This window comes from Candidatus Hydrogenedentota bacterium (assembly GCA_019695095.1).
Classification (GTDB): Bacteria; Hydrogenedentota; Hydrogenedentia; order Hydrogenedentales; family SLHB01; genus JAIBAQ01.
The window spans coordinates 1-12,087 of the sequence record JAIBAQ010000177.1; the positions used below are offsets into that span (position 1 = coordinate 1).

Annotated in this window: 10 protein-coding genes; 4 read left to right on the forward strand and 6 right to left on the reverse strand. The window is 58.9% G+C overall.

Annotated features, from left to right (window positions below):
• Window positions 1-819 (forward strand): glycerol kinase (locus tag K1Y02_21015; protein ID MBX7258857.1); only part of this gene is annotated, 819 nt, incomplete at its 5' end.
• 576 nt (window positions 820-1,395) lie between these two features.
• Here K1Y02_21015 and K1Y02_21020 read toward each other — a convergent pair.
• Genes K1Y02_21020 through K1Y02_21035 form a run of 4 tightly spaced genes read right to left on the reverse strand, consistent with a single transcriptional unit; the run spans window position 1,396 to window position 5,025 of the window.
• The gene (locus tag K1Y02_21020; protein ID MBX7258858.1) at window positions 1,396-2,454 is read right to left on the reverse strand and encodes a PAS domain-containing protein; all 1,059 of its coding nucleotides are present in this window, start codon (window positions 2,452-2,454) and stop codon (window positions 1,396-1,398) included.
• Between the two features lie 2 nt (window positions 2,455-2,456).
• A complete protein-coding gene (gene rsmA / locus K1Y02_21025; GenBank protein ID MBX7258859.1) occupies window positions 2,457-3,332 on the reverse strand; it encodes a 16S rRNA (adenine(1518)-N(6)/adenine(1519)-N(6))-dimethyltransferase RsmA in 876 nt (291 codons plus the stop codon).
• A 41-nt stretch (window positions 3,333-3,373) separates the two neighbouring features.
• The gene (locus K1Y02_21030) at window positions 3,374-3,793 is read right to left on the reverse strand and encodes a protease complex subunit PrcB family protein (GenBank protein ID MBX7258860.1); all 420 of its coding nucleotides are present in this window, start codon (window positions 3,791-3,793) and stop codon (window positions 3,374-3,376) included.
• Window positions 3,790-5,025 (reverse strand): hypothetical protein, encoded by a 1,236-nt coding sequence (locus K1Y02_21035; protein ID MBX7258861.1) that lies wholly within the window; start codon window positions 5,023-5,025, stop codon window positions 3,790-3,792. Before K1Y02_21035 ends, K1Y02_21030 begins: the two co-directional genes overlap by 4 nt.
• Window positions 5,026-5,457: 432 nt before the next feature.
• On the opposite strand from K1Y02_21035, the gene K1Y02_21040 reads away from it, so the two are divergent.
• The 3 genes from K1Y02_21040 (at window position 5,458) to K1Y02_21050 (ending at window position 9,666) form a co-directional block, all read left to right on the forward strand.
• Window positions 5,458-6,072: a response regulator gene (locus K1Y02_21040; protein ID MBX7258862.1), complete on the forward strand. Its 615-nt coding sequence runs from the start codon at window positions 5,458-5,460 to the stop codon at window positions 6,070-6,072.
• Between the two features lie 18 nt (window positions 6,073-6,090).
• Window positions 6,091-6,696, forward strand: coding sequence for an HD domain-containing protein (locus K1Y02_21045; GenBank protein MBX7258863.1), 606 nt, complete (start codon window positions 6,091-6,093; stop codon window positions 6,694-6,696).
• Between the two features lie 96 nt (window positions 6,697-6,792).
• Complete coding sequence (locus K1Y02_21050) at window positions 6,793-9,666, forward strand: sugar phosphate isomerase/epimerase (GenBank protein ID MBX7258864.1); 2,874 nt, start codon at window positions 6,793-6,795, stop codon at window positions 9,664-9,666.
• On the opposite strand, the gene K1Y02_21055 is transcribed toward K1Y02_21050, so the two are convergent.
• Both K1Y02_21055 and K1Y02_21060 read right to left on the reverse strand, forming a co-directional pair.
• A complete protein-coding gene (locus tag K1Y02_21055; protein ID MBX7258865.1) occupies window positions 9,656-10,885 on the reverse strand; it encodes an MFS transporter in 1,230 nt (409 codons plus the stop codon). The two genes, K1Y02_21050 and K1Y02_21055, sit on opposite strands and share 11 nt — an antisense overlap.
• A 621-nt stretch (window positions 10,886-11,506) precedes the next feature.
• A partial coding sequence (locus K1Y02_21060; GenBank protein MBX7258866.1) for a hypothetical protein occupies window positions 11,507-12,087 on the reverse strand: 581 nt, incomplete at its 5' end.

A 12,087-nucleotide genomic window follows, 5' to 3' on the forward strand; every position in this document is an offset into this window, starting at 1 on the left:
AGCGGCGTGTTCGGCACGACCTCGCTCTTCGGACCGGAGATTCCCGTCGCGGGCATCTGCGGCGATCAGCAAAGCGCGCTCTTCGGCCAAGCCGCGTTCAATCCGAGCGAATGCAAGAACACCTACGGCACGGGCTGCTTCGTGCTCATGAATACCGGCACAAAACCCATTCGCTCCAAGCACGGCCTTATCACCACCATCGCCTGGGGACTCGACGGCAAGGTCGAATACGCCCTGGAAGGAAGCGTGTTCATCGGCGGAGCCGTCGTGCAATGGCTGCGCGATGAACTCAAAATCATTCGTTCCGCCGAAGAAAGCGAATCCGTCGCGGCGGAAATCCCCAACAACGGCGGCGTCTACATGGTGCCCGCCTTCGTGGGACTCGGCGCTCCCCACTGGAACATGCACGCCCGCGGCACTATCGTCGGGCTTACCCGCGGAGCCGGCCGTGCCCACATCGTGCGCGCTGCGCTGGAGTCAATTTCCTTCCAATCCGCCGACGTACTCCACAGCATGGAGCACGACGTCGGCGCTCAGATTCCCGTGCTGAAAGTGGACGGAGGCGCGGCCAAGAACAACCTGCTCATGCAGCACCAGGCAGACGTTTTAGGCATCCCGGTCGTGCGCGGAGAGACGATTGAAACGACCGCGCTCGGCGCAGCCTTCCTCGCGGGGCTCGGCGTCGGGGTGTGGAAAGGGAAAGACGAGCTACGCTCGACCTGGAAGCCGGAGCGGGAATTCGCGCCAAAGTGGAACGCTTTTGAACGCAATTCCGAGGTGTCTAGATGGCAAAATGCGATAAAAATGGCAACAATGTAAGCTAATTCCCGTTCTTTTCCCCTATTGACACCAAAAGAACCATTTGCGTTCTGTCTGGGGGCATGCTACAATAAGTTTGGTCAGCGCCACATGTGGCGTTTCTCCTTCCGCGGAGGCCTCGGATCCCAGTCCGAGGTCTCTAAAACAACTCGCGGTCGGATCAGTCCGGCGTTGCGAGTTACGATAGATTTGGACCGAGGCCGTTTGGCTTCGGTCTCTTTTTTTCTGCCACTCCACTGTGGCGTTCCATACCATTCCGCTCCCCCTACCAGTTTGTCGTCGAAAACGTCCAGATCTCCACAGGCGGATACCACTTCCGGTTCTTCTCTTCCTCCATGTCGATATGCTGCCTATTGCCAGGGGTCTACGGTCAATGCGGCGCCAGCAACGATGTAGGCGCTACCGAGCCCCAGGCACTACCGAATTGCTGCTCAAGCGTTGGTGGTCCTCGTGTGGCAGGCATCTTGCCGGCCGAATGGTCCGAGCGCGAAGAGGCAGGCAGGATGCCTGCCACACGCTTGAGTACAAATAGACAAGCAAGTCTTGCGCTCGAAGCGCCAAGACAGCGAAAGCCGCCTAGAAAATTACGTCTGTGGCTTCGTCGGGTTTGATGGGGATGCGGACGACGAAGCGCGCTCCGCCTTCGCGTTGGTTGGCGTGTTGGATCGTGCCTTTGTGGGCGGTGATGATGCGGTGGGCGATGCTGAGGCCAAGGCCTGTTCCGCCTTCTTTCTTGGTGAAGAACGGTGTGAACAGATCTTCGCCGGAACCGAGGGCGATTCCGGGTCCGTTGTCGGCAATTTCGAAGACGATGTCATCGTGTTGCTGGTAGGCTTCAATAATGGCAAAGCCGCCTTCGGGAGCGGCCTCGATGGCGTTGTTGAGCACGTTCGAAAGGGCTTGCGCCATGCGGTAGACGTCGGCGCGCACAAGGGGCAAGGTGGGCGCGACCGCCGCTTCGACGCTGACGTCTTTTCCGGACGCGCGCCGCCTGCATAGTTGCACGGAGCGTTGCACGATGTCGTCGACGGAGCAGGTGCCCATCTGCAACTCGAACGGACGCGCGAATCCGAGGAACTGGCTGATGGATCGTTCGAGCGCGGCCGCTTCGTTGAAGATGACATTCGCCGTGCCGTGGCGGTCGTCGTTCTGGTCGGTCTTGCGCATAAGCAATTCGGCCATGCCGCTGATAACGCTGACGGGGTTGCGCAACTCGTGCACGACGCCTGCAGTCAGCTCGCCAAGCGCGGCCAACTGCCGGTTGAGTTCCGCGGACCGCTCTTGTCTGCGGCGTTCGGTCATGTCGGTGAAGAGAAATGCCGCGCCGTTGAAGGGTTTCTCCCCTTGAATCAAGGACACGGAAAGACCGATGTGTTTTGAAGCGCCGTCGGACAGGGGTAACACGATTTCGCGGCGCGCAATGGGTTTGCACGACGTGTGGACCTCGTTCCAGACTTCCACCAGCGGCGCCAAATGCGGCAGTCTGTCGATGCGAATGCCAATCTTGAGCTCGTCGTCGGAGAGGTGCAGGTGGGCGCGCGCAGCGGGATTCACGGCGGTGATCACGCCTTCTTCGTCCACGGCCAGCACACCGCTGCCAAGGCTGTCGATGATATGGCGATACGTCTCGCTCATCGTCAATTCCCCTGCTGGAGCCGCACTTTGATTGCCTGCGCCAACTGAGCGAACTCGTCCAAGGTCAACGTCTGCGGACGCCTCGATGGGTCGATACCGGTGGCGTCAAAAGCCTCCAACACCACTTCGGCGGGCGCGCCGAATGAGCCGGACTTGGTGAGCGAGTTGCGAAGCGTCTTCCTCCGGTGCGCGAACGCGGACCGGATCAGGCGCGTCATGAATCGCACATCCACATCGGCGCAAACGGGCGTTGAACGCCGGCGCAACCGCACGATGCAACTGTCGACTTTGGGCTGCGGGCGGAAACAGGTATTGGGAACGCGGTGGACCAGTTCAACTTCGGAGTACAACTGGGCGGCGAGCGCCAACACGCCGTATTCTTTGCCGTTCACGGGAGCGACCATGCGCAACGCGACCTCTTCCTGCACCATCACGACGAGTCGCTCGAACGGCACCGGGGATTCCCAGAAATGGAAGATGACGGGCGTCGTGATGTAGTAAGGAAGATTGGAGATCATCTTGTAGGTCGAGCCGCCGGGCAAGTACTCGTCCAGCAACTTGGGCAGGCTGTGGTTGAGAATATCGCCGCGAAAAAGCCGAATGTTCGGCGTCTGCCCGAAACGGTCTTCCAGGCAGGGCATGAAGTCGCGGTCGATTTCCACGGCTAGCAAACGACCGGCTTTGGGAGCGATCACTTCGGTCAGCGCGCCCAGTCCGGCCCCGACTTCCACGACGTCGTCGGTAGACTCCAATTCGGCGGCATCAACCATGATCCGGTTGATGTTCTCGTCCAGAAGCAGATTCTGACCGAGCTGTTTCTTGAAGGAGATGTTGTACTGCGTGCACAAGTCTCTGAGCGCCATGCTACCCACCGTCATGTTGTTTCCGAATTTGAGCTTAGGGCGCTCGTAGACAAAGTTCAAGAGGCATTTGCGGTAACACGTATGGCAAACCGCGCGCTACTGCTCACGGAAATGGCCCGGTTGATGGCGACTTCCGTGATTACCTGCGTGGTCATCGCATCTTTCGGCGGACTCGAAACGTAAATCGTTATGTGGACCTGCTCAGGCAAGGACTTCAGCACGTTGACGTCCACGCCGCTAACGCGATACCCGCCTGTGGGAAACTGAAACACGCCATTGAGCGACCAGCCATCGGCTCCGTAGGTCAGCGTTCCCGCAAGTCCGTAGGGGCCTTTGAACGTGTACCCGCCTTCGGCGCGCGCATCCAGCACGACGTCCTGCTCCACCACCTGCGGTTCCGGCGCGGAAGAACGGCAGGCACAGGCCGCCACCAACATCGCCAATACCAGGGTCGCGCGTAGGGTCGTCAGCTTCACGGTTTATTTGCCTCCGCGGGAAGTGTCAGTTTGTATTTGCATCCCGGTTTGATGCTCATCGGTTCCGTAGCGGCAATCAGGGTGAGGCCGTCGTCGCCGTAGATCTCGAAGCGCCCCTTGAGAACAGGCTCATCGCGCAGGCGCAGCAACTGCCGATCGGGACCGATAGCACGCTCGGGATTCGAGCGGGCCTTGTCGTCGGCCACGAAGACGACGCGTTTTTGCAGCCAGCGCGCGTAGATGCGATTGCGGTTGAGTTCGGGAACCGGGCCGGCTCCGTAGAGCACGCCCAGCACGCGGTTGTCCTGGCACACCCATCCGACCGCGACGATGTACTGGTCTTCTTCGCCGTTGTTGCGGAACAGTTGCCGTTCTTCGCCCCATGCGATTCCGTCGCGTGAGAGGCTGTACCAAATGGAGTTCGTGTTCATATGCAACCCCATCAGATACCAAGGCCCTTCATGATTCACAAGCTTCTTCACGTCGTTAATGGCGTGCTCCGTCTGCATCACGCTCTTTTCGAACTGGTAGTGCTTGCCGTCTTTACCGGTCGCAAGGAAGAGCTGCCCGCGATTGGAGTAGTCGTTGAAATACAGCCGAAGCGTGTCGCCTTCCCGAAACAGCACGTTCACACCGTTGATGTCGGCCTGCGGATAGTTGGCATAGCCATCGATTGTGACGACGTCCTCCTGTGCCGCTTGATACGGAGCAGGCGCTCCATTCCACGTCTGGCCGTCGGGGCTGGAGAAATAGGCGGGTTTGTTCTTGCCGTTGGCGTCGGGGTAGGCCGTGCACATCATCTCGAAGCGGCCGTCGTCGTTCCGGAACGCGTTCACGTTGCACACGTGCGTGAATACGCCGTGTCCGATCACGGTATCTCGGGGACCGAAGTCGAGGAAGTCCTTCGTGGGTGTGGAGTAGATCTGGTCGTTGCCCGTGTCCGAGCCGTCCCAGGCGCCATAGAAAACACGCCAGCCTTCAGGAACCGGCACGGCGGAGGGTGCGTAGATGTTTCGGAAGGGGCCGCCTCGCCGCGGTTCGAGCAACGGCATTCGGAGATCGGGCACGAAGTGCAGGGCACGCTTGTCCCACAATTCATCGTCAAAGACCCCGGCGGCGACCCCCTGAATTTCGATACAGTCCAGTTCGGCTTGACCCGGGACTTCGGAGATGGTGGCCACGGGCGTGCCCCCAGCCGCGGCGAGCGTTAGTGCAAGTACAAGGTGATGCATGATCAACATTGGGCCCCCTCTGGCCTGTTGATTAACCGCCTCTGTTTTTTGCTGCAAGTCTCGCAAACACACTGGTTACGAGATGGTCTCATATGTGTTCGTGAGAAATCCGTACTCAAGCGTATCAGACGCGAGTTCCGGATTCACGCTGGTAGATGCACAGCGGTGAAGCGCGAACACGGCGCAGGGGAGCCGCAATCAGGGTGCGTTCGTGAGAAATCCGGACTAAGTGCGAGATTCGAGGAAACCCGGTGCATTCCGCATTCCGGGCAATTCGGTCAAATTCTTGACACACTTGCACGGGGGTGCTAGCATCATAATTTGTTGCACGGCCCCAGAAGTCGTTGTGCGAGAGGCCGCGCATTTCTCCTAGTGCTCCATGTATGTGCCATATTGAAACGCAGGAACGAGACGACTTCGACAGGTGAAGTGATGGCAGAAGCGAAAAACAAGGTCTTCACAAGCGGTGAGGTGGCAGCAATTTGCGGCGTGTCGCCGGACACCGTGTCGCGCTGGTTCGACTTGGGGCAGATCGAAGGTTACCGGCTCGGGCCGGGAGGCGACCGGCGCATACCCTACGACAGCTTGCGCCAGTTCATGCTGAACCACGGTATCCCTTTGGATCGACTGGAAGAGAGCGAGCGGCGAGTGCTGGTTGTTGACGACGACCCCTACTACCTCGACGTGATTCCCGCAGCCCTTTCCAAGGGTGGCGACTACAAGATTTTCACGGCGTCGACCGGGTTCGACGCGGGCGCTCAGGTGGTCGAAAATAGCCCCCACATTGTGATTCTCGACATTCACCTCAGCGACATGGACGGCCGCATGGTGTGCGAACGCGTGAAGTCGCGTCCGGAAACGAAGAATACGCGGATTCTCGCCATATCCGGCTACATCGATGACGACGAAGCAGGCATGTTGACCGACTACGGCTTTGACGATTATCTCAAGAAGCCGTTCAGCATGAGCGATCTGTGCACGCGCGTGGGACGCCTCGTTGACTTGCCGACTTCAAAAGTCGCGCGGCCCAAACAGGCGCACTACTAGTCGCGGAGGGGTTGCCCCATTCGTCACGAGTCGACGGAAGGCCAAGGCAGTATCATTCCCAGAGCGTTTGCATTTGCGTGTGCCGTTCATCGCGACCAATTTCGCAAGGGAACGCAGATTCCGTATATCACCCACCCCATGGCTGTCGCGGCACTCGTTGGAGAATTCGGAGGCACGGAAACACAGATTGCCGCAGCGCTTCTCCACGACACGGTCGAAGACGGAGAAGGGTTCAAGACGCTCTCCGAACTCCAAGAGGTCTTCGGTGACCGCGTAGCCGACTTGGTGCATATGTGTTCGGATGCGTTCGTTCATCCCAAGCCGCCGTGGCGTGAGCGGAAGGAACAATACATCGAGCAGACGAAGACGCTCCCTCCCGAAGCGAAGCTGATCATCGCCGCGGACAAACTGCACAATGCATCGACCACGTTGCGCGACATGCGCACGGATGGGAACGCGGTATGGGAACGATTCAATGGAGGGCGCGAAGGAAGCCTGTGGGTGTACGACGAGATGTTGCGCTCGCTGTCGCAGGATTGGCAGCACCCCATTCTCGCGCACCTTGCGGATGTCGTTGATGCGTTGCATCGCGCGGCGGGCGATGCCGGCGCCAAGCATGGTTAGTCGTCGTTCGCTTGAGACGTGATAGACTAGACACCGCCTTTTGATTCAATCACGAATCACATCACAAGAAATTCATCCTATGAAGGGGGAACACTCATGCCGTTTGGCAGAATACTCTTCGCTGCGCTCGTATCCGTGACGGCGATGAACGCGGCCGCGCAACACGAGGCGCCGCGCTCTGTTTATATGGGTCTGACCAACCCGGCGGAACATCCCGATTTCGCGCGCAGGCATGTGCAACCTCCCACGTATGCCACGTTCGGCAATCACACGGAGTTTGTGGCGTTGCGCGGGTTTCCCATCGAGAACAACCGGCTTGTCCGTTATGCGGAAGAGTTGGATTCGTATACGAAGACATATGACTTGGGTAATGTCATCTGGCCTCATTACACGATGATCTTTGCGGAAAATGTCCCGGAACTTGCCGAGGAGATCAAGCGGCGCGGCCTGTTCTTGTTCGATCTGTGGGGATATGTGCCTGGGTCTGGACCGGGTGATTGGCAACAGTTCGTTCCGCCCGCGGCGGCGCTGAATACGCTGGAGACAACGCTCGGCGATCATTGGCTGGGCATGGATATCGGAGAGCAGGACGGTCGATACATCGGCGGCTACGCGGATCAAGCGTATCCCATCTCGGCGGATCGGCTCGAGCAGTACTACCACTTCCAACGCCATTTCGAACGCATGGGGAACGATCTCGGCAATAGGTTGTCGACGCTGGTGTCGCTCAACTTCGGCCACTATTTCCTGAAGGAAGGCCTGTACACCTTGATTGGCGCAGAAACAGCACAAGGATTGCCTAACAGTCAGGTGTACTACTCGTTCATTCGCGGCGCAGGCAAGCAATACGGCGTGCTGTGGTTTGGAAACGCGTCGGTCTGGAATCGCTGGGGATACAAGAACTACGACAGCGAAGGGCAGGATCATGGTCCGACTCGCGGTACAAGTCTCAACCTCCTCAAACGCCTGATCTACAGCCATATCCTCTACAACAGCGCATTTGTTGGGTTTGAATCGGGCTGGATTGGCAAGGATGGCCTGACGCCTATCGGCAAGATTCAGCAGTCGGCGAAAGATTGGATTGACGCGTATGGAGATGCGGGGGTCATGCAGACTCCCATCGCGTTGTTGATGGATTTTAATTGCGGATGGTCTTTCCCAAGGCACCTATATACAGCAAACGTCTACCGCGTCTGGGGGACAATTCCGTACGCGCCGGGTGACTACCTCACGGACAACGTACTCGACATGCTGTATCCCGGCTATCAGGACTCTTCCTACTACCACAATGAAACCGGATTCATGACGCCAACGCCGTACGGCGACAGCGCGGACTGCTTGCTCTCGGATGTCGAAGGCTGGCTGCTGAATCGCTATCCCGCCGTCGTGCTTGCGGGAGAAGTGAGCGGAGGAAATGAACTGCGCGACAAGCTTGTCGCATACGTCGAACAAGGCGGACATCTGATAGTCACGGCGGGGAACGTAGCCAAGTGGTCCGATGGCATCGCGGGAATCGTTGCGGAGGGCACGCCGAAGACGTATCAAAGCGGACAGGCGGTGGACGTGAATGGCACAGCCGTCTCCGAGGAGAACGAATTTGCGTTGATTCCGCTGACGCTGCCCGCGTCGGCCGTTGCACTGGCGCGCTGCGGCGACGTTGTCGCGGCGGCGCGGGTTCCGTACGGCAAGGGTAAGATCACGGTTGTGGCGTCGCCGTTTGGAGTGCCGGAAGCATCGGCCGTATCGGGGGAAATCGCCAATCCTATCGACCAGCCGCTCCTTAAGCCTTTCCCGATGCTTCGGCATGTCCGTGCGGTGGTCGACTCCGCTTTTCGTGAGCATGTGCTGTTTGACGCCGGTCCGGATGTCAGTCTGATCGTGTGCAGAAAGGCGGCGGGCGACTACACACTGGGCATCTGCAATAACGTGTTGGAGGAGCGGCCGTTTACGATCACCTCGCATTGCGGGGCAATTCAGTCGATCGAGGAACAGCCGCTCGACCAGTCGGAGAAGGGCGCACCCGGCTATCTTCCCTTCGGCAGCGAGGGCACAACACTGGGCGCATCGGGTGAAGCCACCGTCGCGGGTGGAGATGTTCGGATCTTTCGGGTACGCGTTGCGGAGTCAAATGTCGCGGAGATCTCGCATGTGACGCCTGCTTCTCGCGCGCGTGGACGCATCTTGCCGATGTCCGGCGCGCGAACGATTAAGGAGTTCATCCTTGCGTGTCCCACGTTCTTTGAACATGCCGATGGCGTAATTGTCGATTGGCGATATCTGCACGAGCGCGATGCCAACGCGATTGCCGCCGAGGCGGGGTGGATCAAGCGGCAAGGTCTGCGGGTAATTGCCGATCTCACGTCGGGTGTCAACCTCTATCCCGATCTGCGTCTCGTGAACAACGTGCCTGCTGACTACACGGCGAGCCGTGAGGCCATCGATGACATCATCGCAAAGATGGGAGTCCTTGGCGCAACGGACTTGGTGATTGCGTTGCATCGCGTGCCGGAAAACAACATCACCTCCGAAGACACGCGGGCGGGATTCGTCACGGCATTGCGAGAGATTTGCGAAGAAGCGCGCAACAAGGGGATCACGGTCAATCTGCGAATGACGCCCAACGGAGCAAATTCCAAAGACTACGCTATGGCCATGCTTAAGGACGTTAACGCGCAAAATCTGCGAATTGCCGCCTCCATTGCCATGTTGCACAAACAAGGCAAGAAGCCTGCGGATATCGGTGAGGAGTTCGGAGGTGTGGTCGGGTTGTGGCTGGCCTCCGCGCCGAAAGCGGACGTAGCCTCGAAGGTGTGGACCTATCAAGCACCACTTTCCAGCACGCCGGATATCGACGTGAAGGGGTGGAAGGCGCTTGCTCCCGATGCGCCGGTTGTGCTCGATTCGGTCTACGCGGATTGGGATGCGGCGTACTCCGACGTGAAGGCACTCGAAGCAAAGCTCAGCCCGTAGCGGCGTCGGGCAGGCTCGCCGGGGCGGGCGTGGTCCGCGGCAGGGCGAAAGTCAGTATGGCGGCAACGGGGGCCGTCAGGGCGATCCACGCGAGCGCTTCGGAAGGTCCGCTCCCTGGGCGGTCTGCCAAGTAGCCGACGACCCATTGGGATGAGGCCGCGACGGCCCAGGCAAGGCCCATCATGATTCCGCCGACGGCACTCATGTTGCGGGGCGCCATGAGTTGTCCAATCGACACGCCAAGCGGGTTGACGGCGCTGATGACGCTTCCGGTGAGAATACAGAGCGCCGCAAGACCGGGAATGGACTTGGGTGGGTACATCACGAAGTACGCGTAGGTGACGCCCGACAAGATGATCGAAACGATAAAGACAAGGCGCTGTCCCAGGCGATCGGCCAGGTAACCGAAAGGCACCATGGCGATGCCGGCGCCGATGACCAGAAACACCAGCCCGCCGCCGTTGACGACCCACTCGGGGTAGTGACTTTCGGAGAGAAACTCCGGCAACAGGAAGAACAGGGCCTGATTCATTGAAGACATCAAGGTAAGCACCACAAACAGAAGCAGCATGTCGCCCTTCAGTAATGGAGCAAGTCCCAGGTGGGCGCGTTCAGGGATAACCGATCTCTCAGGCTCGATGGGCTTGCATCGAAGGGCTGCCCAACCGAAGACCACGAGCCCTGGGAGCAGTGCGAGTTCGGTATGGCCGCCGGTATGGAAGAATGTAACGCTGTATACGGTCTGGCTTGCGCCATAGCCCAGCCATCCAGCCGCGATGAATGCGGACAAGAGGGTAGCGCGGTGTTTGCCGGAGAGCGATGCAGAGACGGTCGCGCCGGCGGGATGGAACATGGCTTGTCCGAGACGGCCAAGTCCCATAATCAGAATCATGAGCGCGAAGCTCACTCCCGTCCCGAGCGTGTCGACGTGGTTACCCAGGGGACCGAGAAACATCATCGGGAACGTGAGGGCTGTGCCGAGCAGCAAACATAAGCGCATGCGCCCTTGATCGGCCCAATGGCCGAAAGCGGGTTGCAGGGCCCACATCACCATTGTGGTCGACGTTGCGACAAAGCCCGCATAACCGAGCGGAATTCCGGCCAAGTGTTTGAAAATGGGCCAGATTCCGCCGTAGCAGTCCAACGCGGCGTGCAAGACGAAGATCGCGGCAAACGTTTGCGTTGCGCGCGAACGGACTGACTGTGCGGAGTCTTCCACGGTGCTGGGCCTTTCAGAGACACGTGCTGGGCTTAAGGAAAAGGGGCCGGGTCGAGGTCTCGATTATGGAGAAAGGCAGATTATGCGCACTTCTTGCGGCGCGCGCAAAAACGTTCCAGCGCGCATGAAATACATCACCCATTGCGTGTCACCCACTCGCCTGGCATGTGCGGCTCCTTCAGAGCGGCCATTGGGGTTGGCTGCTTACCTGGGGCGGCGTCCTCCTTCGTCCCTCGACTGCGTCTCGGGGCTTCGAAGGACTTTGCCCCAGGCTATTATGTTTTGCGCCCTTGGCGCTCAAGAAAGCGGGCACCCGGCAAGTAGTCGCCTGAATTGACTGAGGCTCGCTTGGCTTAGCGACGTAACACGGCGCAGCAATGACGCAACCAAGATGATTCAACCATTGATTTGCACCGATGGACTCCGAGAAGAGGATGAATTAGTAGCGAATGATTTCAACCCACGGGGGTACAGAATAAGGGCACTGAAATTTGACCACGAATCAAACGAATTACACGAAAAGAAGTCTCAGTCAAACGCGAACGATCTCATACTACGAGAAACACAGGGAGCACGGAAAACACGGTCCGTTTCATTTAATGACCGTCTCGCGCGGGCGCGTCACGGCTTCTTCTGTGATCGCTCGATGTGTTGAATAGCCACGTCGATCCACCACTTGGCGTCTTCCGAGGCTTTCTCGCGGGCATCGCGCAGGGCCTTGAGAGCCTCTTCCGGCTGTTGCTGAAGCGCCTTCACGGCACTATTTCGTGTGTCGTAGTCCGGCGACGACAATTGCTCGATCCAGCCTGCAATCTGTTGTCCGGTGTCGATGTCGATGGAGAACGTAACCACAGCGGATGTGGGGTCCGGTGTCAGGTACTTGTCGAGCGCGAAGACCTCGAATGAGTGTTCGCCGCCGCTCAGGCTGGCCAAGCGCACTTCCGCGTCTTTCTGCGGGAGGCTCCATACACCGCCGTCTAGGCGCCACACGAAGCGGGGTTCAGGTGTTTCCGGTGCGGCCATTGTGATACGCACGCTGTCGATAGATTCTTTGGCTACCGTCGCTTTCGTGTCGACGGCAGGTTCGCGGGGCTTGATGACGCAGGCATCGTGACCGTTACTCAATGCAAACCAGGCGTTGCCCGCTCGATCGATATCGACTCGCCACAGATGTTCCTCCCCTCCGAATGGACTGAATTCAC